At 57.9% G+C, this 24567-nt stretch carries 24 protein-coding genes and 2 tRNA genes; 16 read left to right on the top strand and 10 right to left on the bottom strand.

Annotated features, from left to right (window positions below; all coding sequences use genetic code 11):
• Window positions 1–54 precede the first annotated feature (54 nt).
• The 3 genes from ACPF7Z_RS00610 (at window position 55) to ACPF7Z_RS00600 (ending at window position 4944) form a co-directional block, all read left to right on the top strand.
• Entirely contained in the window at window positions 55–1977 is a 1923-nt protein-coding gene (locus ACPF7Z_RS00610) for a PrkA family serine protein kinase (RefSeq protein ID WP_425191218.1), read from the top strand.
• Window positions 1978–2052: 75 nt separating this feature from the next.
• The gene (locus ACPF7Z_RS00605; RefSeq protein ID WP_425191217.1) at window positions 2053–3333 is read left to right on the top strand and encodes a YeaH/YhbH family protein; all 1281 of its coding nucleotides are present in this window, start codon (window positions 2053–2055) and stop codon (window positions 3331–3333) included.
• A gap of 63 nt (window positions 3334–3396) precedes the next feature.
• A complete protein-coding gene (locus ACPF7Z_RS00600; protein ID WP_425191216.1) occupies window positions 3397–4944 on the top strand; it encodes a SpoVR family protein in 1548 nt (515 codons plus the stop codon).
• A 105-nt stretch (window positions 4945–5049) separates the two neighbouring features.
• Here ACPF7Z_RS00600 and ACPF7Z_RS00595 read toward each other — a convergent pair whose 3' ends face one another.
• Window positions 5050–5364 (bottom strand): high-potential iron-sulfur protein, encoded by a 315-nt coding sequence (locus tag ACPF7Z_RS00595; RefSeq protein WP_425191215.1) that lies wholly within the window; start codon window positions 5362–5364, stop codon window positions 5050–5052.
• A 226-nt stretch (window positions 5365–5590) separates the two neighbouring features.
• Here ACPF7Z_RS00595 and ACPF7Z_RS00590 point away from each other — a divergent pair, with 226 nt between their 5' ends.
• The 3 genes from ACPF7Z_RS00590 (at window position 5591) to ACPF7Z_RS00580 (ending at window position 7569) form a co-directional block, all read left to right on the top strand.
• Complete coding sequence (locus tag ACPF7Z_RS00590; protein WP_425191214.1) at window positions 5591–6067, top strand: methylated-DNA--[protein]-cysteine S-methyltransferase; 477 nt, start codon at window positions 5591–5593, stop codon at window positions 6065–6067.
• Window positions 6068–6223: 156 nt separating this feature from the next.
• A complete protein-coding gene (locus tag ACPF7Z_RS00585; RefSeq protein WP_425191213.1) occupies window positions 6224–6499 on the top strand; it encodes an Lrp/AsnC family transcriptional regulator in 276 nt (91 codons plus the stop codon).
• A 215-nt stretch (window positions 6500–6714) separates the two neighbouring features.
• Window positions 6715–7569: a DNA/RNA non-specific endonuclease gene (locus ACPF7Z_RS00580; protein ID WP_425191212.1), complete on the top strand. Its 855-nt coding sequence runs from the start codon at window positions 6715–6717 to the stop codon at window positions 7567–7569.
• An 86-nt stretch (window positions 7570–7655) separates the two neighbouring features.
• Here ACPF7Z_RS00580 and ACPF7Z_RS00575 read toward each other — a convergent pair.
• A tRNA-Leu gene (locus ACPF7Z_RS00575) sits at window positions 7656–7742 on the bottom strand.
• A gap of 34 nt (window positions 7743–7776) precedes the next feature.
• Window positions 7777–7863 (bottom strand) — tRNA-Leu (locus tag ACPF7Z_RS00570).
• 197 nt (window positions 7864–8060) lie between these two features.
• Here ACPF7Z_RS00570 and rnr point away from each other — a divergent pair.
• The 9 genes from rnr (at window position 8061) to ACPF7Z_RS00525 (ending at window position 15798) form a co-directional block, all read left to right on the top strand.
• Window positions 8061–10517, top strand: a complete 2457-nt coding sequence (gene rnr / locus ACPF7Z_RS00565) for a ribonuclease R (protein WP_425191211.1) — start codon at window positions 8061–8063, stop codon at window positions 10515–10517.
• Between the two features lie 80 nt (window positions 10518–10597).
• Entirely contained in the window at window positions 10598–11350 is a 753-nt protein-coding gene (rlmB, locus tag ACPF7Z_RS00560) for a 23S rRNA (guanosine(2251)-2'-O)-methyltransferase RlmB (RefSeq protein ID WP_425191210.1), read from the top strand.
• 180 nt (window positions 11351–11530) lie between these two features.
• The gene (gene rpsF / locus ACPF7Z_RS00555) at window positions 11531–11986 is read left to right on the top strand and encodes a 30S ribosomal protein S6 (protein ID WP_425191209.1); all 456 of its coding nucleotides are present in this window, start codon (window positions 11531–11533) and stop codon (window positions 11984–11986) included.
• Window positions 11987–12010: 24 nt separating this feature from the next.
• Window positions 12011–12238 carry a 30S ribosomal protein S18 gene (gene rpsR / locus ACPF7Z_RS00550; protein WP_072819725.1) on the top strand — a complete coding sequence of 76 codons (228 nt, stop codon included), beginning with the start codon at window positions 12011–12013 and terminating at the stop codon, window positions 12236–12238.
• A 12-nt stretch (window positions 12239–12250) separates the two neighbouring features.
• Complete coding sequence (locus ACPF7Z_RS00545; RefSeq protein WP_425191208.1) at window positions 12251–13102, top strand: hypothetical protein; 852 nt, start codon at window positions 12251–12253, stop codon at window positions 13100–13102.
• A gap of 15 nt (window positions 13103–13117) precedes the next feature.
• Window positions 13118–13564 carry a 50S ribosomal protein L9 gene (gene rplI, locus ACPF7Z_RS00540; protein WP_425191207.1) on the top strand — a complete coding sequence of 149 codons (447 nt, stop codon included), beginning with the start codon at window positions 13118–13120 and terminating at the stop codon, window positions 13562–13564.
• A gap of 103 nt (window positions 13565–13667) precedes the next feature.
• Window positions 13668–15056 carry a replicative DNA helicase gene (gene dnaB, locus ACPF7Z_RS00535; protein WP_425191206.1) on the top strand — a complete coding sequence of 463 codons (1389 nt, stop codon included), beginning with the start codon at window positions 13668–13670 and terminating at the stop codon, window positions 15054–15056.
• Window positions 15057–15069: 13 nt separating this feature from the next.
• Window positions 15070–15369 (top strand): hypothetical protein, encoded by a 300-nt coding sequence (locus ACPF7Z_RS00530; protein WP_425191205.1) that lies wholly within the window; start codon window positions 15070–15072, stop codon window positions 15367–15369.
• Between the two features lie 126 nt (window positions 15370–15495).
• Entirely contained in the window at window positions 15496–15798 is a 303-nt protein-coding gene (locus ACPF7Z_RS00525; protein ID WP_425191204.1) for a DUF6482 family protein, read from the top strand.
• Between the two features lie 15 nt (window positions 15799–15813).
• On the opposite strand, the gene ACPF7Z_RS00520 is transcribed toward ACPF7Z_RS00525, so the two are convergent.
• Window positions 15814–17394: a cryptochrome/photolyase family protein gene (locus tag ACPF7Z_RS00520; RefSeq protein ID WP_425191203.1), complete on the bottom strand. Its 1581-nt coding sequence runs from the start codon at window positions 17392–17394 to the stop codon at window positions 15814–15816.
• A 108-nt stretch (window positions 17395–17502) separates the two neighbouring features.
• Here ACPF7Z_RS00520 and hemH point away from each other — a divergent pair, with 108 nt between their 5' ends.
• Window positions 17503–18492 carry a ferrochelatase gene (hemH, locus tag ACPF7Z_RS00515; protein ID WP_425191202.1) on the top strand — a complete coding sequence of 330 codons (990 nt, stop codon included), beginning with the start codon at window positions 17503–17505 and terminating at the stop codon, window positions 18490–18492.
• A 21-nt stretch (window positions 18493–18513) separates the two neighbouring features.
• Here hemH and ACPF7Z_RS00510 read toward each other — a convergent pair whose 3' ends face one another.
• The 6 genes from ACPF7Z_RS00510 to ACPF7Z_RS00485 are packed head-to-tail and all read right to left on the bottom strand — an operon-like array spanning window position 18514 to window position 24359.
• Window positions 18514–18912: a Na+/H+ antiporter subunit G gene (locus ACPF7Z_RS00510; RefSeq protein WP_425191201.1), complete on the bottom strand. Its 399-nt coding sequence runs from the start codon at window positions 18910–18912 to the stop codon at window positions 18514–18516.
• A gap of 21 nt (window positions 18913–18933) precedes the next feature.
• Entirely contained in the window at window positions 18934–19203 is a 270-nt protein-coding gene (locus tag ACPF7Z_RS00505) for a K+/H+ antiporter subunit F (RefSeq protein ID WP_425191200.1), read from the bottom strand.
• On the bottom strand, window positions 19197–19694 hold the full coding sequence (locus tag ACPF7Z_RS00500; RefSeq protein ID WP_425191199.1) for a Na+/H+ antiporter subunit E: 498 nt from the start codon (window positions 19692–19694) through the stop codon (window positions 19197–19199). Before ACPF7Z_RS00500 ends, ACPF7Z_RS00505 begins: the two co-directional genes overlap by 7 nt.
• Window positions 19691–21214: a monovalent cation/H+ antiporter subunit D gene (locus ACPF7Z_RS00495; RefSeq protein WP_425191353.1), complete on the bottom strand. Its 1524-nt coding sequence runs from the start codon at window positions 21212–21214 to the stop codon at window positions 19691–19693. The genes ACPF7Z_RS00500 and ACPF7Z_RS00495 overlap by 4 nt, the downstream gene beginning before the upstream one ends.
• Window positions 21211–21561 (bottom strand): Na+/H+ antiporter subunit C, encoded by a 351-nt coding sequence (locus tag ACPF7Z_RS00490; protein ID WP_425191198.1) that lies wholly within the window; start codon window positions 21559–21561, stop codon window positions 21211–21213. Before ACPF7Z_RS00490 ends, ACPF7Z_RS00495 begins: the two co-directional genes overlap by 4 nt.
• The gene (locus ACPF7Z_RS00485; protein ID WP_425191197.1) at window positions 21561–24359 is read right to left on the bottom strand and encodes a monovalent cation/H+ antiporter subunit A; all 2799 of its coding nucleotides are present in this window, start codon (window positions 24357–24359) and stop codon (window positions 21561–21563) included. Before ACPF7Z_RS00485 ends, ACPF7Z_RS00490 begins: the two co-directional genes overlap by 1 nt.
• Window positions 24360–24567: the final 208 nt, after the last annotated feature.

Here is a 24567-nt window from a genome sequence, read left to right as displayed (position 1 = left end):
CCGGAAAGCTTTGATCTGTGTCGAGCGACCGGGATCGCGACCAAGGAGGCTTCAATGAGTATCTTCGATCATGTGCAGAACCGCTATGAACAGGTTCAGCAAGAAGAAATGAGTCTTCAGGAATACCTGGAGTTATGCCGCCAAGACCCCTCCGTCTATGCCTCGGCTGCAGAGCGAATGCTCAAGGCCATCGGCGAGCCTGAGGTCATCGATACGGCCAAGGATTCACGTCTATCACGCATCTTCGCTAACAAGGTCATCCGTCGTTACCCTGCCTTCTCCGAGTTCTATGGCATGGAAGACGCCATCGAGCAGATCGTGGCGTATTTCCGACATGCGGCTCAAGGGCTGGAAGAGCGCAAGCAGATCCTTTATCTGCTCGGCCCTGTCGGCGGGGGCAAGTCCTCCCTGGCCGAACGCCTCAAGCTGCTGATGGAGCGCGTGCCTTTTTACGCCATCAAGGATTCCCCGGTCTATGAATCTCCCCTGGGACTGTTCTCGCCGGAACATGATGGTGAGTTGCTGGAAAAGGAATACAACATTCCGCAACGCTATTTTAAAAGCGTGATGTCGCCCTGGGCCGCCAAACGACTCAAGGAGTATGGCGGCGATATTTCCAAATTTCGGGTGGTGCGGCTGCATCCCTCGCGACTCAATCAGATCGCCATTTCCAAGACTGAACCGGGGGATGAGAACAACCAGGATATTTCCTCTCTGGTGGGTAAGGTGGATATTCGCCAGCTCGAGCTCTATTCCCAGGACGATCCGGACGCTTACAGCTTTTCGGGTGGGTTGTGTAAAGCCAATCAGGGGTTGATGGAATTCGTCGAGATGTTCAAGGCACCGATCAAGGTGCTCCATCCTTTGCTCACGGCGACCCAGGAAGGCAACTACAATCCCACGGAAGGCATGGGGGCAATTCCTTTCGATGGAGTTGTCCTGGCGCACTCAAACGAGAGTGAATGGCAGCAATTCCGTAATAATCGCAACAACGAAGCGTTCCTCGACCGGGTTTATATCGTCAAGGTGCCCTACTGCCTGCGAGTGTCCGAAGAGATCAATATCTACAAGAAGCTGCTTGAGCACTCGTCTCTCAACCAGGCGCCTTGTGCTCCGGATACCTTACGCATGCTGGCCCAGTTCTCGGTGCTTTCCCGACTCAAGGAGCCCGAGAACTCGAGTATCTACTCCAAGATGCGCATCTATGATGGCGAAAATCTCAAGGATACCGATCCCAAGGCCAAATCGATCCAGGAGTATCGAGACTCCGCCGGTGTCGATGAGGGCATGGACGGGCGCTCGACCCGCTTCGCCTTCAAGATACTGTCCAAGGTCTTCAACTTCGATACCCACGAAATCGCCGCGAATCCGGTGCATCTGCTTTACGTGCTGGAGCAGCGCCTCGATCATGAGCAGCTTCCCAAGGAAACTCACGAGCGCTATCTGCGCTTCATCAAGGAGTTCCTCGCGCCACGCTACGTCGATTTCATCGGCAAGGAAATCCAGACCGCCTATCTTGAATCCTACAGCGAATACGGCCAGAACATCTTCGATCGCTACGTCACCTATGCGGATTTCTGGATTCAGGATCAGGAGTATCGCGATCCGGAGACTGGGGAGCTATTCAACCGCCAGGCCCTTAATGAGGAGCTGGAAAAAATCGAGAAGCCGGCAGGGATTTCCAATCCCAAGGATTTCCGCCATGAGGTCGTCAACTTCGTATTGCGCGCCCGGGCGCAGAACAATGGCATGAATCCCAGCTGGCAGTCCTACGAAAAACTCAAGGGCGTGATCGAGAAGAAGATGTTCGCCAACACCGAAGAGTTGCTGCCGGTGATCTCCTTCAACGCCAAGGCGTCAGCCTCGGATCAGCGCAAGCACGAAGATTTCGTCGCACGTATGGTCGATCGCGGTTATACCGAAAAGCAGGTGCGGTTACTGTCCGAGTGGTATCTGCGGGTACGTAAGTCGCAGTAGCACGACCCGCTGCCCGGCAAGCAGGCGATATCCTCCTGCTTGCCGGGGCGCGCAGTCCGCGCAGGGAGGAAAAAAATGAGCTACTTTATCGACCGTCGACTCAACGCTCGGCACAAGAGCGCGGTGAATCGACAGCGATTCCTCGACCGCTATCGCACCCATATAAAACGTTCGGTGGAAGAGGCGGTCAATCGCCGCTCGATTACCGACATGGAACGCGGTGAGAAGGTGTCGATTCCGTCTCGGGATATCTCCGAGCCGGTGTTTCAGCATGGTCCGGGTGGCGAGCGCACCATCGTCAGCCCTGGTAACCGTGAGTTCGTCGAGGGCGATCGTCTGCGCCGACCCAGTGGCGGGGGTGGCGGAGGCGCCGGGGAGGGAAGTGCCTCCGACCAGGGGGAAGGCATGGACGAATTCGCCTTCTCGTTGACTCGGGAGGAGTTTCTCGAGTTCGTATTCGATGGTCTGGAGCTACCGCATCTCGAACGCAAGCAACTGGTCGATCTCGAGGAAGTGCGTCCAGTTCGTGCTGGCATCTCGAAGGATGGTGTGCCCTCTCGAATCAACATCGTGCGCTCCATGCGCGAGGCTCAGGCCCGTCGTATCGCCATGCGTGCGCCTATCCGTCGTGCCCTGCGCGAGGCGATCGAAGCCTTGGAGACGGAAGAGCGCAAGGATCCGGTGCTTCGCAATCCCTCGCGTATCACCGAATTGAAGGCCGAGATCGAGCGTCTCGAAAAGCGGCTCGAGTCGGTGCCCTTCATCGATACCTATGACCTGCGTTACAACCATCTGGTCAATCAGCCGCAGCCGTCCAACAAGGCGGTGATGTTCTGTATCATGGATGTATCCGGGTCGATGACCCAATCCCACAAGGACATTGCCAAGCGATTCTTCTTGTTGCTCTACCTATTTCTCGAGCGCAACTACGAGAAGGTGGAGCTGGTCTTCGTGCGCCACCATACCGCCGCCAAGGAGGTCGACGAGGAGGAGTTCTTCTATTCTCGGGAGACCGGCGGCACCATCGTCTCCAGTGCGCTGACCCTGGTCGATGAGATCATCACCAAGCGTTACCCGGCGGCGCAATGGAATCTCTATGTCGCTCAGGCTTCGGATGGTGACAACTGGGATGATGACTCCACCACCTGTAGGCAGTTACTGGTCAAATCGCTGATGCCACGCCTGCAGTATTACACCTATGTCGAGATCACTCCCCACGCGCACCAGGCATTGTGGGAAGAGTACGAGAGTGTGCAGGACGATTTCCCCGAACGCTTCGCCATGCGCCAGATCGTCGAGCCGGGGGATATCTATCCTGTGTTCCGCGAACTGTTTCGCCGCCGCGCCGAGGCGTGAGCCTCGAAAGCGGCAGCCGATGGTGGGCGATTGATAGATTCATAGCGGATGGCAGGAGGCAGTATGACGTTACGAACCCCTATCGCCACCGGTTCCGATTGGAACTTCGAGATACTCACCGACTATGAGCGTGAGATCGCGCGCCTTGCGGATGAGTATCGCCTGGATATCTATCCCAATCAGATCGAGATCATTACCTCGGAACAGATGATGGACGCCTACGCCAGCGTCGGCATGCCGGTGGGCTATCATCACTGGTCCTTCGGCAAGCAATTCCTTTCCGTCGAGCAAGCCTACCGGCGGGGACAGATGGGGCTGGCCTACGAGCTGGTGATCAACTCCGATCCCTGTATCGCCTATCTGATGGAAGAAAATACCCTGATGATGCAGGTGTTGGTCATGGCGCATGCCTGCTATGGCCATAACTCCTTTTTTAAAGGTAATTATCTATTTCGTACCTGGACCGATGCTTCGGCGATCGTCGACTACCTGGTCTTTGCACGCAAGTACGTTGCGGAATGCGAGGAGCGTTATGGCGTAGCGGCGGTAGAGCAGTTGCTGGATGCCTGTCATGCGCTACAGAACTATGGCGTCGACCGCTACAAGCGGCCATCACCAATCTCTGCCGAGGAGGAGGCTCGGCGCCAGACCGAGCGCGAGGAGTATTTGCAATCCCAGGTCAACATGCTGTGGCGCACGATTCCTCTCTCCCAGGCGTTGGATACGCCCTTGGTGGACGACGACGAGGATCCCTTGGGCTTGCATCAGCAAGGCCGGTATCCGGAAGAGCCTCAGGAGAACCTGCTCTACTTCATCGAGAAGAATGCCCCGTTGCTGGCGCCGTGGCAGCGTGAAATCGTACGCATCGTGCGTAAACTGGCGCAGTATTTCTATCCCCAGCGCCAAACCCAGGTGATGAACGAAGGCTGGGCCACTTTCTGGCATTACACTCTGATGAATCGGCTGTTCGATGAAGGGCTGGTCGATGAAGGATTGATCCTCGAATTTCTCCAGTCGCACACCGCGGTGGTCAACCAGCCGGGGTTCGATAGTCCGCACTACAGTGGCATCAACCCCTACGCGCTGGGGTTTGCCATGTTCAGCGATATCCGGCGTATTTGCGAAGCGCCCACCGACGAGGATCGCGAGTGGTTTCCGGATATCGCCGGCAGCGACTGGCTCGATACCCTTCATTTCGCCATGCGCAATTTCAAGGATGAATCCTTCGTACAGCAGTTCCTGTCGCCCAAGGTGATTCGCGATTTGAAGCTGTTTTCTCTGATCGATGACGACAGCGAAGAGCTGTTGACGATCGATGCCATCCATGACGAACGAGGCTATCAGCGCATTCGCGAAGCCCTCTCGGTGCAGTATGCGCTGTCGGTACGCGAACCCAATATTCAAGTCTGGAAAGCGGATATCCGTGGCGATCGCTCATTGACGCTGCATCATGTTCAGGATCGACGTCGGCCGCTGGCCAAGAGCGTCTATCCGGTGATGCGTCATTTGCATCACCTTTGGGGCTTTCCGGTCAAGCTGGCCTCATTGGAGGACGACGATATCGTGCGGCGTTATCAGTGGCCGCTACCCGAGAAAGCAAGCGAAAAATAGCTGGCGATCAACACCTGCATCCTCTATTGCACATCATGTGCTGCCGACACAATGAAACGCGCCGAACAAAATCGGCGCGTTTCATTGGCAATTGCTGGCAAAGGATCAGGCCTGCTTGGTCCAGGATTGGCACCAGCCGTTTGGTTCGACGCTATTTTGCGGGAACAACTGGCAACCGTTATTGGCTTCCTGGAAGAACATGCAGTTGGAGCATAATTCGCCTTCCTCGTAGGCCGGATGATCGCTTGCCTCCTCGGCTTTCTTGACGTAATTCAACGCTTTTGCCTGGGGGTTCTCAGGATCGAGCGGCTCCAACTCCTGGGCAAAGGCCCGCTGGGAGAGAATGCCGACTCCCAGAGGAAGAGCGGCGAGGCCGAGTAGACTATGGCGCATGAACTCACGGCGACTTTGTTGAGCCATGGTATCTCCTTGATTTTTTCATGTGTAAGTCACGGTGCTTGGGCGTTTTTTCGCCTCTGGTTTGCACTGTTGCAATAAGCTGCCATGCTTGCAACAGATCGAAACGCCACGTTCCGATGCTTCCATCCTAGCCGATGCCGGCAGCATTCACTAATTTCTTGAGAGTTGTGATTGCGGCAATTGGTCGCGTGAATGAGGCCTAGGTTGTCCTGCTGAGGTGACGACTATGTATTACACGATTTTTTCCAGCCCGTTGGGGGAGCTACTGTTGGCCGGTGATGAGATGGGGTTGCATCACTTATGCTTTCTCGAGGGTGAGCAACCGTCACTCAAGACGGATGAGTGGCAACGCGACGACGATGCTTTCGCAAGCAGCCGCGATGAGCTATTGGCCTATCTCGAGGGGCGGCGGCGGCATTTCGATGCCGATATCGCACCGGGGGGTAGCGAATCCCAGCGTGAGACTTGGTCTGCGGTGATGCGCATCCCTTACGGACAGACCCGGACCTACGGGGATCTGGCTCATCGTCTGGGGAATGACAAGGCGGCCATCGCCATCAGCAGTGCCACGGCAGCCAATCCATTGCCGATCTTGATTCCCTGTCATCGAGTCGTAGCCGCCGATGGCATCGGCAGCTACGTTGGTGGCGAAGCCATCAAACGACAGCTGCTTGATCTTGAGCGACAGCACCGGCCCGAATGACTCGTTACATTTCGATGCGGGTTGGACTGCTTCAGCTTTATGAATAGCTGATATACTGCATGGCGAAATCGTGTCAGGCCCTCCAGGGCGGGCCTTTTTGAGAAGCCGGGCAAGCTAGCAGCCGAGCAAACCAGTAGCCTAATGAGGAGTCGTCCCATGCAAAACGCGGTGATTCTAATCAATGCGGAAAAAGGTCAGATCAAGCCCGTTGCTCAACGTCTAGCCGAGGTCGAGGGTATCAGTGAAGTCTACTCAACCTGCGGGCGTTACGATCTGGTCGCCATTGCCCGGACCAGTGACTTCGAAAGCCTGGCGGAATTGGTCACCGAGCGGCTCATGCGTGTCGAAGGCATTAGCGAGACCGAGACGCTGAATGCCATGCAGGTCCATTCCCGGCATGATCTGGAGACCATGTTCAGCGTCGGTCTTTAGGTTTCGTTCCTGATCTACTGCGCTCGACAATACTGCGTTGAAATTCATCTCGTGCGCGAGCCCGGTCGTAATGCTCATTTACGCCTTGTAAACTACGCTTACTCGATGAATTTCGCCTTGCCTTGTCTTCGCTCGTGACGATCATGAGGTGTAAGGATGCTTTCTGTATTTGGAAAAGCCTGACTTGTTGTTTATAAAATTTGAATAAGCGATCGATGCTGTTGTCTTTTCCATTTGTACGCCGTCAGATGCGAAACCTGGGTGTCTCACTACTGTTCGTATTAGCCGCCACTGGCCTGTGGTATTGGCAGGAGCAGGATGTTCGAGATCGACTGAGCTGGATGGGCGTACCCACCTGGGACAGCCTCGGTTTTACCAATTTTCATCGTGTCCTGCGTAACGACGGCACACTGATCGGTTGGTCGGATGTGCGGGTAAACCCTTTATGGGTGAGCTATCGGCTACGGGAAGTCGATGATCCTCGTAGCGGGCCACGGCCGAATTTCCGCCGCGACTGGCGCACCCTCTGGCCTATCGCGCCGGAAAGTTATTTCGGTAGCGGCTACGATCGAGGCCATCTAGCACCCAACTACGCCATCGCCGCGGTGCATGGGCGCAACGCCCAGGCCGAGACTTTCCTGATGTCGAATATCTCGCCTCAGCGACCGGACTTGAACCGCAAGCTCTGGCAACGCCTCGAAGAGGTGATCATCGATCACTTTGTGCCGCGCTTCGGAGTCGTCGAAGTCATCACCGGCCCCGTTTTTACCGTCGACTGGCTGGACAATGTCTTCAATCGGGTCGGTCTGGTCGAGGTGCCTCAGGCGTTCTACAAGATCGTTGTCGTGCCGAGCGAGCAACCCAGGGTGCTGGCATTTCTCATGCCTCAGACGGTGAAAGGAAACGAACCGCTGGATCGCTATCTGGTGAGTATCGATGAAATCGAGGCACGCACCGGGCTGGACTTCTTCAACCTGCTGCCGGATGACGCCGAGTCATATCTGGAAAGCGGAATACGTAAGCAGGGTTGGGCGCTGGAGGCGGTCGCCAGTTTGCCGTCACGCTATTGATGCGTAACGAAATAAGGATATTGGCAAGGTAGGCTATGAGGATGCTGCGAGGGAGTGACTAACAGGACTTGATGATGCGATGCGTGTGGTGCCCAGGAGAGGACTTGAACCTCCACATCCGTAAGGATACTAGCACCTGAAGCTAGCGCGTCTACCAATTCCGCCACCTGGGCGCATCATCGTTACTTGTGCTGCAGTCATTTTTTGTGGTGCCCGGGAGAGGACTTGAACCTCCACATCCGTAGGGATACTAGCACCTGAAGCTAGCGCGTCTACCAATTCCGCCACCCGGGCAAGTGGTCACGCATCTTACCGATTTCGCATCGGAATGCAAGCAGGAAAACGTCGTTTCAGCGTCGCGATGCGAGGTCGTTAAGCAGGATGGTTGGGTCGTTTCCCGCGCAGCGCTATACTGCGCCCATGACAACTTATCACTACATTGCCTCGCGCCTGCTGCCGCACGCCCATTTCTTTTCAAGGAAGCTTCATTCATGAATCATTGGACGTTGAGCGACGACCCACAAGCGGAACGCGAAGCGCATAAATACGACCGGCCAGTGCCCAGCCGGGAATACCTGTTGGCCCGGCTCGAAGAGTATGGCAAACCCATCACTCATGAGAACATGAGCCGCATGTTGGGCCTGGAGGATGAGGATCAGATGGAAGCCGTGCGCCGCCGCCTGGCGGCCATGGAACGGGATGGCCAGGTGCTGCGAAACCGGCGCAACGCCTATGCGCTGATCGACAAGCTCGATCTGATCAAAGGAAGGGTACTGGGCCATCGCGATGGCTTTGGTTTCCTGATACGCGATGATGGCAAGAAGCCCGATCTGGTAATGCCACCACGTCAGATGCGCCGCGTCTTCCATGGCGATCATGTGTTGACCCGCATCAGTGGCCGTGATCGACGTGGGCGCGACGAAGCGACTATCGTCGAGATATTGGCGCGTAATACCCAGACACTGGTCGGGATCTATCGTGAGCGTTCCAGCGAATTCAGCGTATTGATCCCGGAAAATGCACGTATCCCGCTCGAGGTGATCATTCCCAACAAGGCCACGGGTGGCGCCAAGGACGGACAGGTCGTTTCGGTCAAGATCACCCAGCAGCCGGAGACTCGAATGCAGCCGGTGGGGGAGGTCGTCGAGGTGTTGGGTGAGCGCATGGACCCGGGGATGGAGATCGAGATCGCCATTCGCAGTTACGATATACCCGCGGACTTTCCCCCGGAGGTCGAAGAGGAGATCGCCGCTATATCGGCGGAAGTAGCCGAGGCCGACAAGCAGCACCGCATCGACCTGCGCGACACCCCCATGGTCACTATCGACGGTGAGGACGCCAAGGACTTCGATGACGCGGTCTGTGCCTGGAAGACCAAGTCGGGTAGTTGGAAGCTATTGGTTGCCATCGCCGATGTCTCTCATTATGTCAGCATTGGTTCGGCGCTGGATCGGGAAGGTCACACACGCGGCAACTCGGTCTATTTCCCAGGCCAGGTGGTGCCTATGCTGCCGGAGCTACTCTCCAACGGCCTGTGTTCGCTGAACCCCGAGGTCGATCGCCTGACCCTGGTCTGCGAGATGAACATTTCCAAGACCGGCATGATCAGTCGCTACAAGTTCTATGAGGCGGTCATCCGCTCTCATGCCCGACTGACCTACACCCAGGTAGGTGAAATGCTCGAGTCGCCGGATAGCGCCGAGGGTCAAGCGCTGTGTGAGCGCTACCGCTCATTACTTCCGTCGCTGAAAAGCCTGCACGCGCTGTACAAGATATTGCGTCAATCGCGGACAGAACGCGGCGCCATCGATTTCGAGACCACTGAAACGGAAATCCTGTTCAACGCGGAACGCAAGATCGAGGCCATCGTGCCGCGCTCGCGCAACGACGCCCACAAGCTGATCGAAGAATGTATGCTGGCGGCCAATGTGGCCACTGCGCGCTTCCTCGACAAGCACGATCTGCCGGCACTGTATCGCATTCACCAGCCACCGTCGCCGGAGCGTCTCGACAAGCTGCGGCTGTTCCTCAATGAGCTGGGCCTGTCCCTGGGCGGCGGGGACGAGCCGACGCCCCAGGATTATCAGGCGCTGCGCGAGGTGATCAAGGATCGACCGGATGCGGACATCATCCAGACGGTGATGTTGCGTTCGATGAACCAGGCCGTCTATTCGCCGCAAAATGAGGGGCACTTCGGTTTGGCCTATCAGGCCTACGCCCACTTTACCTCACCGATCCGGCGCTACCCGGACCTGCTGGTGCACCGCGCGATTCGCTCGGTGATTCGCGGCCCGCGCAAGACGGCGACCGTCCAGCGGGTCGAAGGTGCGCCGGTGGAAAAACCTAGCCAATGGTGCCCCTATACCTTCGAGCAGATGGTTGAATTGGGCGAGCATTGCTCGATGACCGAGCGCCGTGCCGATGATGCGACCCGGGACGTCGCGGACTGGCTCAAATGCGAATTCATGTCCGACAAAGTGGGCGAGGTCTTCGAAGGCTCCATTGCCTCGGTCACCGGATTCGGTATTTTCGTGCGTCTCGATGACGTCTATGTCGAAGGCTTGGTGCACGTCACTTCACTACCCTCGGATTACTACCACTACGAGCCCGAAAAGCATCGCCTCAAGGGCGAGCGTGGTGGAATCGCCTACCGCCTGGGCGATGGAGTCACCGTTCAGGTAGCGCGAGTCGATCTCGATGACCGCAAGATCGATTTTGAGCTGGTTGACGACATGCCCCGCAAGCAGCGTCAACCGCGCAAGCCCAAGGCGGGTTTTTCGGGGGCCTCTGCCGCCAAGAATGATAAAGGGGCGGGTCAAAAGAAACCGAGCAAGCGCAAGCCGCGTCCGGGCAAGCAAGAACGCGATAAGGAGCGTGACAAGGGTGGTGGGAGCACATCTAACCGTAACCGGCGTGGCGGGCGCAAGTCTTCGGGGGGTAAATCGTGAGTCGTGGTGGTTCGCAGCGTTCGCATGGACCACGTCACAGGCCTTCCCGTGGTGGTCGCGGGGTGGGGTATAAAGCGGGAATGGCCAAGCCCAGCGGCCTGGACGCCGTGTTCGGTATACATGCCGTGGAGGCCTTGTTCGAGAATGGCGAAGCCCCGCGTGAACTTTGGGTGCAGGAAGGCCCGGCGGAAACACGTCTTGCGGCGGTGATTGAAAAAGCGCGTGGTAGCGGGGCTCGTCTGATGCCTCGACCCCGGGAGGTGCTGGACGAGATCGCTCAGGGCGGCGCCCATCAAGGAATCATTGCCTTTTGCAAGCCGCTCATGGCGCACAGCGAAGAAGAGCTGATGTTGCGGCTCAATGGTTGGCCACATCGGGAGCCACCGTTGTTGCTGATTCTCGATGGTGTGACCGATGTGCATAATCTCGGTGCCTGCCTGCGCAGTGCCGATGCAGCAGGCGTCCACGGTGTCATTCTGCCCAAGGACAAGTCGGCACCTCTCAACGCCGTGGTGCGCAAGGTGGCCTGCGGCGCGGCGGAGAATGTGCCGGTCTATCAGGTCGTCAATCTGGCCCGGGCCATGGCGAGGCTCAAGGAGGCTGGCGTCTGGTTGAGCGGTACCGCCGGCGAAGCCGAGGTGAGTCTGTTCGAGATCGATCTGACCGGACCCTGTGCGCTGGTCATGGGAGCCGAGGGTAAAGGGCTGAGGCGCCTGACCCGGGAAGCCTGCGATGCTCTGATCAAGCTGCCCATGGCGGGCAGTGTCTCCAGTCTCAATGTGTCGGTGGCGACCGGCATCTGTCTTTTCGAAGCAGTGCGCCAACGACGCTGACAACGAGTGACAAGGAGGTCCACGTGAAAAACGCGCTCTGGCCTTTTCTTGCAAGATGAGAGGGCGATCACTACAATAACGCGGTTCTTCGAACACCCTCTACCCGTAAACCACGACTCCTTGCTTCCCGCGGTGGGATTTCCCTGCCCCTAGGAAGCTGTCAAACCGTAAGGAGAGTCCATGCGTCATTACGAAATCGTCTTCATGGTCCATCCGGACCAGAGCGAGCAGGTATCCGCGATGGTCGAGCGCTACACTGGCCTCGTCACCGAAAACGGCGGAACCGTCCATCGTCTTGAGGATTGGGGCCGCCGTCATCTGGCCTATCCGATCAACAAGATCCACAAAGCCCACTACGTGCTGATGAACATCGAGTGCCGCGGTGAGACTCTCGACGAGCTCGAGAACATCTTCCGCTTCAACGATGCGATCATTCGTAGCCTGGTCGTGCGCTGCAAGGAAGCTGTCACCGAAGCCTCACCGATGATGAAGCCCGCCGACGATAGGCGCCCGCGTCGTGAAGATCGTTCCGACAAGCCTCGTGGCGATCGTTCGGACGGTTCTGAGCGTTCTGGAGATGGCTCCGAGCGTTCCGAAGACAGCTCAGAGCGTCCGCAAACCGCCGACGCCCAGTGATCCGCATTTCCAGGAGGATGATTCATGGCACGTTTTTTCCGTCGCCGTAAGTTCTGCCGTTTTACCGCAGAAGGCGTGAAGTACATCGATTACAAGGATATCGATACGCTCAAGGCCTATATCACGGAAACCGGCAAGATCGTTCCGAGCCGTATCACCGGCACACGAGCGCGCTACCAGCGTCAGCTCTCGACTGCCATCAAGCGCGCTCGTTATCTGTCGCTACTGCCCTATACCGATAGCCACCAATAAGACGATAGCGTGATGCTTCCCCTGGCCCGCTGGGTAATGCGCGGAACACCCCAGGCTGCAGGTGCCGCCGCTCTAGCTGCAATCGTGCCGTGGCTGTTCTGGTTCAGTGCTGCGGTGGCTGCTCTCGTCACCTTGCGTCTTGGCTTGAGTTCGGCGCTTCTGGTGATTATCGCGGCTGCGGTGCCTGCCGGCTGGTGGTGGAGCCAAGGGGATGTCATTCCCTTGTCGAGCCTGTTGCTGGTGACCTTGATGGCCACTGTGCTGCGTGCTCGCCTTCGCTGGAGTGAGGCGCTGATCCTAGGCGCCCTGGCGGGCGCGGTGATGATTCAACTGGGAATCTTCTTGCCGCCCGGCGGGGCGGGCCCATTGCTTGAACAGCTACGCCAGAGCTCGCCGGAAATCGAGCGCATGTTGGGGCAACTCAACGAACAAGGCGTGGCGACCGAGCAATTGGCCGGCCTGCTGATCGGTGGCGTGACGGGATTGATCGTATTGTTGGCTGCGGTGGCATGTCTCGCGCTGGCGCGCAGCTGGCAAGCGGGTTTATACAATCCCGGTGGCTTTCGCAGCGAGTTCCATGCGCTGCGACTCACAGGCAAGGAACTGGCGTTACTGGTTGGCCTGGGCGTGATTGGCATGGTGCTGTCATTACCCGCACTCGCCATGCTGGCCTGGGTACCGCTATTGGTGAGCGGCGTCGCGCTGATACACGGCTTTATTGGTTTCAAGGGCATGAACAGGCTATGGCTGGTAGCGTTCTATATACTGCTGCTGACGACATGGCCCATGATTTTGATTGTGCTGCTGCTGGGTTTCATCGATACCTTCGCGGATTTTCGCGGACGCATGGCCCGCAGCCAATGACAAGAGGTTAACGAGATGGAAGTCATTCTGCTCGACAACATCGGTAAGCTGGGTGCGCTGGGTGACAAGGTCACCGTCAAGCCCGGTTATGGTCGTAACTATCTGGTGCCTTACGGCCATGCCGTACCGGCAACCAAGGAAAATGTGCAAGCATTCGAAGCCCAGCGTGCCGAGCTCGAAGCGCAGGCGGCAGAGCGCAAGAGCGAAGCCGAAAATCGTGCCGAACAGCTCAACGACATCGAGTTGTCGTTGGTCGCCAAGGCCGGTGATGAGGGCAAGCTGTTCGGGTCGATCGGTCCCCGTGATCTGGCGGATGCGCTCTATCAGGCCGGTATCGAGGTCTCCAAGAGTGAGGTTCGCATGCCGGAAGGACCGATTCGCGCCACTGGCGAATACGATGTCCAGTTGCATCTGCATGCCGAGGTCAATGCCACCATTCGCGTGGTCGTGGTCGCCGAGTAAATACGATATGAATGTATCGAAACGCGGCAGCTCGTCTGCCGCGTTTTTTTATGGGTAGAATGCGTGACGAGCACTACATCGATCCAATCCTGCGGAACATTCAATGAGTGACACTCGCGAACTCGATCAAGAAACCGCGGCGCTCAAGGTGCCGCCACACTCGCTCGAGGCGGAGCAGTCGGTACTGGGCGGATTGATGCTCGACAACGATGCCTGGGATACCGTTTCCGAACGGCTGGTGGCGGATGATTTCTATCGCTACGAACATCGTCTTGTGTTCAATGCCATGATTCAACTGGCAGAGTCTGCGCATCCTCTCGATGTGGTGACTCTGTCCGAAGCACTGGAGAGTCGTGATCAACTCGACACCGTCGGGGGGCTAGCCTATCTGGCCGAGCTGGCTCGCAATACGCCGTCGGCAGGCAACATCCGCGCCTATGCCGACATCGTTCGCGAGCGAGCAACGCTGCGCAAGCTGATCCAGGCTGCCAACCAGATCGCCGAAGGGGCCTTCAGCCCTCAGGGAAGGCCCTCGGATGAGCTGGTCAATGAAGCCGAGCGTTTGGTCTTTCAGATCAGCGAATCGCGGCCCAAATCCGGTGGTCCCGTCGGCATGAGTCAGCTGCTGTCCAAGGCGGTCGATCGTATCGACGAATTGTTCAACATGCAGGGCCAGATGACCGGTCTGTCCTCGGGTTTTCGTGATCTCGACGACATGACCTCGGGCCTGCAGCCCTCGGATCTGGTGATCATCGCGGGGCGTCCTTCCATGGGCAAGACCACCTTTGCCATGAATCTGGTGGAGCACGCGGTCATTTCCAGTGACAAGCCGGTGATGGTGTTTTCCATGGAGATGCCCGCGGATTCGCTCATGTTGCGGATGTTGTCATCCCTGGGCCGCATCGATCAGACCCGGATGCGAACCGGTCAGCTCGAGGACGAAGACTGGCCCCGCTTGACCTCGGTGGTCAATCTGCTCAAGGACAAGCAGCTTTTCATCGACGATACCGCGGCACTGTCGCCCAACGAGATGCGGTCGCGTATTCGGCGCGTGGTGCGCGAGCAAGGCAATCTGGGCCTGATCATGATCGACTATCTGCAATTGATGCAGATACCTGGCTTTTCCGAGAACCGCACCGGCGAGATCTCGGAGATCTCCCGCTCACTCAAGGGGCTGGCCAAGGAGTTCGGTTGTCCGGTCATCGCCCTGTCACAGCTCAACCGCTCTCTGGAGCAGCGCCCTAACAAGCGTCCGGTGATGTCGGATCTTCGCGAATCTGGCGCCATTGAACAGGATGCAGACGTCATTGCCTTCGTTTATCGTGATGAGGTCTACAATACGGATAACCCGGATAATAAGGGGTTGGCCGAGTTGATCATTGGTAAACAGCGTAACGGACCCATCGGTACCGTACACATGGCCTTTATCGGCAAGTACACGCGCTTCGAGGATCTGGCTCCGGACAGCTACGGACAGCATTTTGGCGAATAGAGGAAATGACCCCATGGCAAGTGGCTTTCGACGCGGCAATCGTAAACGTCTTCCCAAGCTCGAGGCGCGAGGTGTGCTTGAGAGCGTGGACCGCGAAGGTCCCTTCAAGGAATGGCTGGGTATGCCGGACCTGTATCGCTATCATCTGGTCGTCGATGGTACGTCCTATAGTTACCAGACCGAGGATAGGGAGCTGCCGGTAACCACCGGTGATCGAGTGGTGTTTCGCTATAAGGAGACCAAGGCGGGCAATTGGGTGGATCGCAACTCGTTGGGCGTGGCGATCGATCCATCGAACTATCAGTCAGAGTGAGTCTGCGCTGGCAGACTTCGGTTGTCGTTGAACCTTCTTGAGTTAATGAAATCGTAATAGGCGCGGATCAGGCTGGATGCCTGGGGGTGCGGGTTGCCGCATTCCATTCATTGACCGGGAGGGGGCATGGAACTTCAAGAACTGAAACGTTACGCACGCCATCACGACAATTTCGAGATCCGCGTGATCGGCCATGCGGGCAGTCGTTGCTATCAGGTCGAACTCGAAGACATGGAAGGCGAGCGAGCTTCATTGACTCAGCGTGGCAAACCGATGCTGTTTCGCGCTCTGGATGATGTCTATCTCGAGCTCAAGCGTGCCGGTATCCATCGTGCTTATCTGGTGCAGTTCGTGGCCAACGATGAAATGATCGGTCGCGCACCTCACTATCATGACCCTCTGAGTTCCTATATCCCCTTGGTGTTCTAATCCGCTGACGTTCTCTTACTGCCGTTGCCGTGAGTCCGAACGACGATAGCCCTCCAGGTGATCGCCCTGACCGTAGGCCGGTTCCCAGTCGAGACTTTTCAGGAACCGCCGTGCCTGATCGCGCATCGCCGTTCGCTTGTCGTCGCTCATGCGCCGGAGCGAGCCGTAGATCAGTTTCATGCGGTGATTCTTTTCCAGACGCTCCGCGTGTTCTTCGAGAAAATTCCAATACAGGCTATTGAAGGGGCAGGCGTTCTCACCGGTCACCTTTTTGACGTCATAGCGGCACTGGCTGCAATGATCCGACATGCGGTCGATATACTTGCCCGAGGCGCAATAGGGTTTCGATCCCATCAAACCGCCATCGGCATGCAGTACCATGCCCAGGGTATTGGGTAGCTCGACCCACTCGAAAGCGTCGGCATACACCGCCAGATACCAGTCGCATAATGCCTCCGGCTTGACGCCGCACAACAGGGCGAAGTTACCGGTGACCATCAGGCGCTGAATATGGTGCGCGTAGGCGTTGTCGTGGGTCATCTCCAAGGCGCGTTTGAGACAGTGCAGGTCGGTGTCACCAGTCCAGTAGAAGGCGGGCAGATCACGCTTGGCATTCAGATGATTTTCGCATTTGTAGTCGGGCATCTTCAGCCAGTAGATGCCTCGTACATACTCGCGCCAGCCGAGTATCTGACGTATGAATCCCTCCACTGCATTGATCGGCGCGTCTCCTTGGTAATAGGCTGCCTCGGCCGCCTCGCAGACTTCCCGGGGCCCGAGTAGACCGATGTTCATGGCCGCCGAAAGACGAGCATGAAAAAGATAGGGCTGCGTGTCGCTGATGGCATCCTGATAGCGACCGAAATCCGGTAGGCGGTGATCGATGAAGTGGCGTAGATCGGCCAACGCTTGGCGTCGTGTTACGGGCCAGTTGAAGCCTTCCAGCGAGCCAAAATGTTCGCTGAAGTGACTTTCGACCAGAGCGAGCACCCGACGAGTCGTATCGTCGTGACGATGACGGGGCAAGGCAGGAACATCGATATGGCGATCAATGGGTTGGCGATTGTCGTGATCGAAATTCCATTGCCCACCGGCAGGTTCGTCGTCTTCCATCAATAGGCCGGTGCGCCGGCGCATCTGACGATAGAAATTTTCCATGCGCGGTTGTTTGCGGTCCTTTGCCCAGGTGGCGAAATCCGCTAACGGACAGAAGAAGCGATCATCCTCGATGATCGTCCAGTTCGCCTTGCGATTCGCTATCCGCTTCCATAAGCGCCATTCTCCGGGGCGAACGACGCGTATCTCATCGCAGGTGTAGAGAGTGGCCAGCCGCTCGGCTTCATCGAGCAGGTCCTGGCAGTTATCATCGTCGTCCAGCGCGCTGTAATGAACCTGTCGACCCTTGTCACGTAGCTGCTGTGCGAAGTGCCGCATGGCAGCGAAGATCAGAGCGATCTTCTGAGGGTGATGAGGAACATAACGGCCTTCTTCCGTTACCTCGCAGAGTGCAATCACGGCATCGTTCGTCGCGTCGCGGAGGGTTGGCAACTCAAGGCTTAATTGATCGCCGAGCACGAGAACCAGTGGCTTGGACATGAATTGACCATAAGTTATACAAAACTATCTGATAGTATAGTGCCATTCTTCATCGCGATAGGGTGCGGTTAACCTTTTCGTTTTCCAATCAAGGTCAGGAGAAAGCAGATGTCCACCCCTCGTTTCGGCGTATTGCTGGCCAATCTGGGTACGCCGGATGCCCCCACCCCTGAGGCAGTGCGGCGCTATCTGGCGGAATTCCTATGGGATGAGCGGGTCGTCGATGTCTCGCGGCCGTTGTGGTGGCTGATTCTCAACGGGGTGATTCTGCGCTTTCGGCCGAGCAAGGTGGCCAAGGGTTACGCGGCGGTGTGGCAGGAAGGTGGCTCGCCCTTACTGGTCATCGCCCGGCGCCAGCAGCAGGCACTCAGGGCGCTACTCGCTGAGCGCCTAGGCGAGAACGTTCCCGTCGAGCTGGCCATGACCTATGGTCAGCCGAGCATGGAGGAGGCGGGGTTGCGACTGCGGGATGCGGGGGTCGAGCGCATTCTGGTATTACCGCTGTATCCTCAGTTCTCACGCTCCACTACCGCGGCGGTGTTCGATCGTCTTGCCAAGGCGCTCAAGCCCTGTCCGCATCTGCCGGAGCTGCGTTTCATCCGGGATTATCACGATCACCCTGCTTATATCGAAGCGCTGGCCAATAGCGTGCGCGAGCACTGGCAGCAGCACGATGAGCAGCGCGGACGCCTGATGATGTCCTATCATGGCATCCCACAGCGCTATGCCGACAATGGCGACCCCTATCCACGGCATTGCGAGACCACCAGCCGACTATTGGCCGAGGCTCTGGGTCTGGAGGAAGGCGAATGGCAAATGACCTACCAGTCACGCTTTGGCCGTGAGGAGTGGCTCAAACCCTATACTGATCACACCTTGATGGCTTTGCCGCAACAGGGCGTCGAGCATGTCGATATCATGAGCCCGGCGTTTTCCGCGGACTGTCTGGAAACCCTGGAAGAGCTGGAGGTGGAAAACCGCGATAATTTCATGAAGGCCGGCGGCAAGCGTTACCGCTATATTCCGGCTCTCAACGATCGTGACGACCACATCGCCTTGTTCGCCAGTCTGGTCGAACAACACACCCAGGGCTGGTGAGCTGATCCTGATTGACGAGGATCAGGACGGTGGCGGGGTAATGGACCGCTGCTGTGGCTTGGGATTTTCTTCTTCTTCGTCGAGCTCCTCGGGGTGGCCTTGAGTGCGCGGATCATGCGGCAGTTTCTGGTGCAACGCACTCTTGGCCAATAGGTGGGCCGAGACTGGGGCGGTGATGAAAAGAAAGATGGTGATCAACAATTCCTGCACATTGAAGCCTCCATCCACCAGGCTGAAATAGCAGGCGGATGCGATCAGCACACAGCCGACGCCTAACGTCGAGGTCTTGGTCGGGCCATGCAGGCGCATGTAGAAATCCTTGAGATGAGTCATCCCTAACGCGCCAATGAAAGCGAACAGCCCGCCGGCGATAAGGAAGAAGGCGATCACGCCCTCCATGAAGGTGTAGAAGCCGATCATATTGCGTCTCCTGCTTGATCCTTACTCGATGATATCGCCGCGCAGTAAGTACTTGCAGACCGCCACCGTACTGATGAAACCCAGCATGGCGATCAACAAGGCGGCTTCGAAATAGATCTTGGAATTGATCCATATGCCGAACAGGATGATCAGGCCGATGGAGTTGATGTACATCGTATCCAGAGCCAGGATCCGGTCGGGCAGGCTAGGCCCGATGATGGCGCGATAAAGGGTGAGTAGCACCGATGCCGTGAACAACGCCAGGCTGGTCCACAAGGCGACGTCTAGCATTCGAAGATCTCCATCAGTGGGCGCTCGTAGCGTTCGTGGATTTCATGAATGACCGCATCGACATCGTCCACGTCGAGGGCATGAATCAACAGACTCTTGCCGCTCATACGCAAGTGCGCTGATACGGTCCCCGGGGTCAGGGTGATGGTGCTGGCCAGCACCGTGATGGGGAAATTCTGCGTGAGTTGCAGCGGGTACTCGATGAAGGCTGGGTTCATACGCCCTCGCGGATCGAGGATGATCCAGGACACCTGCAGGTTGGCGAGTATGATATCGCCGAGCACGCGAACAATGTAGCGGGCCATCAATCCGGGACGCTTGAGAAGCGGCGGGTTCTCGTAGAAGGGCGCCACTGCCAGCGGAATCAACAGCGCTAGCACGCCGCCCAGCAACCAGTGACCCAAGCCGATGCTTTGCTGCAGCAATAACCAGACTACCAGCAACAGGATAGAGAGTATGGGCATGGGCAGCCAGCGACGCGATCGTATCATGGGATCTCTCCTGTCTCCTGAGGCGCGATGATGGCGCGGATATAAGCGTCATGGTTGGCCAGCTGTTCCGCGGTAGCCTGGGCATACTCGGTCACTGGCCCGGCCAGTAGCGCCAATACCGGCGAAGCGCCGATCAGCAGTCCGATGGCGATACCCCGCCAGGGACCAAGATTCGGAACGGATGCCTCATCCTTGGGAGTGGTCCGCCAAAAAACCGTCGAGCCAGCGCGGCTCATGGCGACGATGGCAACAAGCCCGCTAATCAATAGGGCGGCCCAAAGCCAAGCTTGTTGGGTCGGTCCTGTCGCCGCCTGTAACAGCAACGTCTTGCCGATGGCACCGGAAAGCGGCGGCATACCGGCGGCGGCCATGGCGCCAATGAAGAAGAACAGTCCCAGAGGTGCAGCCTGCTTGACGCCCCGGGACCGTACGATGCGTGCCCCGGCTTGTCCACGCTGCATCGCGATGCTGTCGACCAGCAGAAACATGCCGCCGGTGACCAGCGTGGTATGGGGTAAATAATAGAGCAGCGCACTCTGGGCGGCGAGGCTATTCATGCCGATGCCAGCCAGCAGTGTCCCTACGGAAATGATGATCAGGTAGGCGACTTGGCCGCGCAGGTCCCGGGCGGCTATCACACCGACAGTGCCCAGTACCAGGGTGGCCAGCCCGAGCCACCACACCCAGGGTTGGGCCAGGTTGTCCAAGGGGGCGGCATCGGGACCGAAGATCAGGGTATAGACTCGGATGATGGCATAGATGCCGATCTTGCTCATGATGGCGAACAGCGCCGCCACCGGTGCGGGCGCCGCCGCGTAAGCGCGTGGTAGCCAGAAGTACAGCGGTAGCATCGCAGCCTTGAGTCCGAAGACCACCAGTAACAGCATGGCGCCGACCTTGACCAGTTCCGTCTGTTCAGGCTCCAGATTCTCGATGCGCGAAGCCATGTCGGCCATGTTGAGGGTGCCAGTGGCACCGTAGAGTGTCCCGACCGCCAGCAGGAAAAGTGCCGAGTTGGCCAGATTGAGCGCGACGTAATGAAAGCTGGCGTGAATGCGCGTCTTGCCGCCACCGTGCATCAGCAAGGCATAGGAGGCAATCAGCAGCACCTCGAAGAAAACGAACAGGTTGAACAGATCGCCGGTCAGAAAGGCACCGTTGATGCCCATCAGTTGAAGCTGGAAGAGGCCGTGATAGTTCGTGCCTTTTTCGTCCTCTCCGGCACAGGCATAGATCACGCTTCCCAGTGCCAGAACCGAGGTCAACAGCACCATCATGGCGGATAAACGATCGAGCACCAGGATGATGCCGAAAGGCGGTTGCCAATCGCCAAGGGCATAGTAGCGGATATCGCCATTCGTCGCCTGGGCTACCAGAGCGATGGCAACCACCACCAGCAGCGAGGTCGAAATCAGCGAGATAATACGTCGCGGACGCGTCGCACCGTCACGATTGAGCAATAACAGCAAGCCGGCGAATAACGGCAGAACGATGGGCAGGATGGGCAAGTGCTGCATCAGGACTTGTTCTCCCGGGACTCGTTGGTGCGACCGGCGTGGACATCGTCGCTGCCCAGTTCACCTCGCACGCGAATGGCGAGGATGACCGAGAAGGCGGTCATGGCGAAGCCGATGACGATGGCGGTCAGCACCAGTGCCTGGGGAAGCGGGTCGGTATATTGACCGCCGTGATCATCGATGACGGGGGCGGCGTCCGTGTTCAGCCCCCCCGTCGAGAACAGGAACAGGTTGACGGCATAGGACAATAGCGTCAGTCCGACCACCACGGGAAAGGTTCGTCCGCGCAGGGCCAAGAAAAGGCCGCAGGCTGCCAGTACACCGGTAATCGTGGCGTAAAGCGCTTCCATCAGCTGGGCTCCTTTTGCTTGCTGGGTCGGTGAGGCGTGGTGATCTTGCCCAGATTGGCCAGGATCATCAGCGTCGCCCCGATGACAGTGAGATAGACCCCTAGATCGAAGAGCAAGGCGGTCGCCAGCTCCACGTCACCGATCAGCGGAATATGGAAGTGCCCGTAGCTCGAGGTCAAAAAAGGATAGCCGAACAGCCAACTGCCTAGACCGGTCAGGGCAGCGATACCGACACCGACCACGGCAATCGGCTGAAACTGGAAATCCAGGCGTTGCTGTGTCCATTCGACCCCGCGGGTGATGTATAGCAGGATCAGCACGACCGCCGTTACCAGACCTGCGATGAAGCCGCCCCCCGGCGCGTTATGGCCGCGAAGGAAGATGAATGCCGATACCAGCAATGCCATCGGCATCAACGACTGGGATACCGTGGCCAGAATCATGGGGTGGCGATCCGGCGACCAGGGTCGCCCTTCGAAATCACTGGAGGGCATGAATAGACGCAGACGATTGAGCAGCTTGTAGATGCCGATACCGGCGATGCACAGCACGGTAATCTCGCCCAGGGTATCGAAGCCACGGAAATCCACCAGAATGACGTTGACCACATTGTGGCCGCCGCCGCCGGGCACGCTGTTCTCGAGAAAGAAATCGGAAATCGATGACACCGGCCGCGTGAGTACCGCGTAATTGAGGCTGGCGATGATGCCGCCAAAGCCGGTACACACGAGCACATCCCGCACCACGCGTCGACCGTTGGACTCCTTGGGGGTGCGCTGGGGCAAGAAGAACAGGGCCAGCATCAGCAGAATCATCGTCACCACCTCGACCGCCAGCTGGGTGAGCGCCAGGTCCGGTGCCGAAAAACGCGCGAAGATCAGCGAGGTCATCAGGCCGACGATCGATAGCATGAGGATCGAGATCAGCCGGCGACGATGCAGACAGGCCGTGGCCAGCCCGGCGAAGATGGTGATGGCGGCGCCGATGATCAAGATGCCATCAAGAGGCTGTAATGCCTTGCCTCCGTAAAGTGCGGAGACCTCCATCAAGCTGCTGCCGGCCAAGGCCAGTACCGCGATGACCAGCCATAGCATGTAACGCTGCAACGATCCATTCTCCAAGGCTTCTAGACCCCATTGGAAGGCCTTGACCAGCGCCTGCATGAAGCCTTCGTAGACCGACAGGGGATCGATTGCAGCGAACTGGCGCTGAAAGCTGAACAGATGCTGACGCAGCAAATAGACGACTACACCGCCAGACAAGGCAATGGCGCTCATCAAGAGCGGCAGATTGAAGCCATGCCATATCGCAAGATGCAGCTCCGGCGGAGAGGCCATTAGCGCGGCATCGGCAGCGGCGTAGACCAAGCTCGTCACAGTGATGGCCGGTAAGAGCCCGATCAGCACACATAGCGATATCATCAGGATGGCCGGGGCGCGCATCAGCCAGGGCGGTTCATGGGGCGTCTTGGCCACCTCCCGGGGCGGGCCGTCGAAAAAGATATTGCGTACGAAGCGCAGCGCATAGGTGACGGAGAGCACGCTACCCAACGTCGCCAGTGCCGGTATCAGCCAGGAAAGCCCACCCAGCAACTGGGTGTCGAGGGACTCAGCGAGCATCATCTCCTTGGACAGAAAGCCGTTGAGCAGCGGAACCCCCGCCATGGACGCGCAGCCCAGGGTCGCCAGTAGCGTAGTGACCGGCATGTAGCGCCACAGGCCCTTGAGCTTGCGGATGTCCCGAGTGCCGCATTCGTGGTCCACGATACCCGCCACCATGAACAAAGAGGCCTTGAACAGGGCGTGGTTGAGAATGTGGAAGACTCCGGCCACCACGGCCATGCGGCTATCGAAGCCGAACAGCATGGTGATAAGCCCCAGGTGGCTGACGGTGGAGTAGGCCAGGATCGCCTTGATGTCGTACTTGATGATGGCGAAGTAGGCGCCATAGATCAGGGTCGTCAGACCTGTCAGGCCGACCAGGTAGAGCCAGATATCCGTGCCTGCCAGCGCCGGATGAAGTCGTGCCAGCAGAAAGACCCCGGCCTTGACCATGGTGGCGGAATGCAGGAAGGCGGAGACCGGGGTCGGGGCGGCCATCGCCTGAGGCAGCCAGAACTGGAAGGGGAATTGGGCCGACTTGGTGAAGGCACCCAGCAGCACCAGCAGCACGGCCGGTACATAGCGTGGATCGTACTGAATGGTCTCGCGACTATCCAGTACCACCTGCATGTCGTAGGAGCCGACGATATCGCCGATCAGCAGCAGTCCTGCCAGCAAGGCGAGTCCACCCAGGGCGGTCACGGTCAGTGAGGCCCGCGCGCCACGTCGCGCGTTGGTCTGGGTGTACCAGAAGCCGATCAGCAAGAATGAGGTGAGACTGGTCAGCTCCCAGAACATCCATAGCAAAATCAGATTGTCCGCCATGACGATGCCCAGCATGGCCGTCATGAACAGCATCAGAAACGCATAGAAGCGCGGCATGCTGTCCTCTGGCGACAGGTAGAAGCGCGTATAGAGGATAATCAGCAGGCCGATACCCAGGATCAACAAGGTGAACAGCAGCGACAGGCCATCCAGGCGCAAGGCCAGATCGAGATTGAGTGCGGGGATCCAGGATAGCGAAAAGCGCAGTACCTCGCCGTCGAGGACACTGCCTGCCTGGGTCAGCAGGATGCTCAAGGCAATCGCCGGAGCCAATGCCGTGAGCAGGGCGCAGGTGTCACGCTTGTCGTTGGAGCCCAACAGGGGCATCAGACTGCCCAACAAGGGGAGCAGTATTATCAGAAGCAATGGCATGAACGACCCACTCTTATCGTTGGTATTACGCTGAGCATGACGCGCCGAGCGTCAAGCCGATCAGTTCACAGTTCAGCCGGTAACGCGACGGCTATCAAGCATCCATGTGTGGAGGGTCGGTCAGGAAAGGTCGCCAGTATGCTCGCGGTGACAGCATCCAGCGCGCTATACAGCCACAGGCACAATTTGCCGAGGCGGCGACGCGAGA

This window comes from Halomonas sp. GXIMD04776 (assembly GCF_049808615.1).
GTDB lineage: Bacteria > Pseudomonadota > Gammaproteobacteria > Pseudomonadales > Halomonadaceae > Modicisalibacter.
The sequence above is the reverse complement of the archived record's forward strand: the minus strand, read 5'-3'. Positions and strand labels throughout refer to the sequence as shown.

Excerpts from the sequence above, each read along its gene's own strand:
- ACPF7Z_RS00545 (WP_425191208.1), top strand. The coding sequence starts at position 12,251 with ATGCTTCCCCTGGCCCGCTGGGTAATGCGCGGAACACCCCAGGCTGCA.
- rlmB (WP_425191210.1), top strand. The coding sequence starts at position 10,598 with ATGGCCAAGCCCAGCGGCCTGGACGCCGTGTTCGGTATACATGCCGTG.
- rpsF (WP_425191209.1), top strand. The coding sequence starts at position 11,531 with ATGCGTCATTACGAAATCGTCTTCATGGTCCATCCGGACCAGAGCGAG.
- ACPF7Z_RS00585 (WP_425191213.1), top strand. The coding sequence starts at position 6,224 with ATGCAAAACGCGGTGATTCTAATCAATGCGGAAAAAGGTCAGATCAAG.
- ACPF7Z_RS00605 (WP_425191217.1), top strand. The coding sequence starts at position 2,053 with ATGAGCTACTTTATCGACCGTCGACTCAACGCTCGGCACAAGAGCGCG.
- ACPF7Z_RS00595 (WP_425191215.1), bottom strand. The coding sequence starts at position 5,364 with ATGGCTCAACAAAGTCGCCGTGAGTTCATGCGCCATAGTCTACTCGGC.
- ACPF7Z_RS00590 (WP_425191214.1), top strand. The coding sequence starts at position 5,591 with ATGTATTACACGATTTTTTCCAGCCCGTTGGGGGAGCTACTGTTGGCC.
- ACPF7Z_RS00505 (WP_425191200.1), bottom strand. The coding sequence starts at position 19,203 with ATGCTAGACGTCGCCTTGTGGACCAGCCTGGCGTTGTTCACGGCATCG.
- rplI (WP_425191207.1), top strand. The coding sequence starts at position 13,118 with ATGGAAGTCATTCTGCTCGACAACATCGGTAAGCTGGGTGCGCTGGGT.
- ACPF7Z_RS00525 (WP_425191204.1), top strand. The coding sequence starts at position 15,496 with ATGGAACTTCAAGAACTGAAACGTTACGCACGCCATCACGACAATTTC.
- ACPF7Z_RS00610 (WP_425191218.1), top strand. The coding sequence starts at position 55 with ATGAGTATCTTCGATCATGTGCAGAACCGCTATGAACAGGTTCAGCAA.
- rnr (WP_425191211.1), top strand. The coding sequence starts at position 8,061 with ATGAATCATTGGACGTTGAGCGACGACCCACAAGCGGAACGCGAAGCG.
- ACPF7Z_RS00510 (WP_425191201.1), bottom strand. The coding sequence starts at position 18,912 with ATGATCGGCTTCTACACCTTCATGGAGGGCGTGATCGCCTTCTTCCTT.
- ACPF7Z_RS00530 (WP_425191205.1), top strand. The coding sequence starts at position 15,070 with ATGGCAAGTGGCTTTCGACGCGGCAATCGTAAACGTCTTCCCAAGCTC.
- ACPF7Z_RS00485 (WP_425191197.1), bottom strand. The coding sequence starts at position 24,359 with ATGCCATTGCTTCTGATAATACTGCTCCCCTTGTTGGGCAGTCTGATG.
- ACPF7Z_RS00580 (WP_425191212.1), top strand. The coding sequence starts at position 6,715 with ATGCTGTTGTCTTTTCCATTTGTACGCCGTCAGATGCGAAACCTGGGT.
- ACPF7Z_RS00500 (WP_425191199.1), bottom strand. The coding sequence starts at position 19,694 with ATGATACGATCGCGTCGCTGGCTGCCCATGCCCATACTCTCTATCCTG.
- ACPF7Z_RS00520 (WP_425191203.1), bottom strand. The coding sequence starts at position 17,394 with ATGTCCAAGCCACTGGTTCTCGTGCTCGGCGATCAATTAAGCCTTGAG.
- ACPF7Z_RS00490 (WP_425191198.1), bottom strand. The coding sequence starts at position 21,561 with ATGGAAGCGCTTTACGCCACGATTACCGGTGTACTGGCAGCCTGCGGC.
- rpsR (WP_072819725.1), top strand. The coding sequence starts at position 12,011 with ATGGCACGTTTTTTCCGTCGCCGTAAGTTCTGCCGTTTTACCGCAGAA.
- dnaB (WP_425191206.1), top strand. The coding sequence starts at position 13,668 with ATGAGTGACACTCGCGAACTCGATCAAGAAACCGCGGCGCTCAAGGTG.
- ACPF7Z_RS00600 (WP_425191216.1), top strand. The coding sequence starts at position 3,397 with ATGACGTTACGAACCCCTATCGCCACCGGTTCCGATTGGAACTTCGAG.
- hemH (WP_425191202.1), top strand. The coding sequence starts at position 17,503 with ATGTCCACCCCTCGTTTCGGCGTATTGCTGGCCAATCTGGGTACGCCG.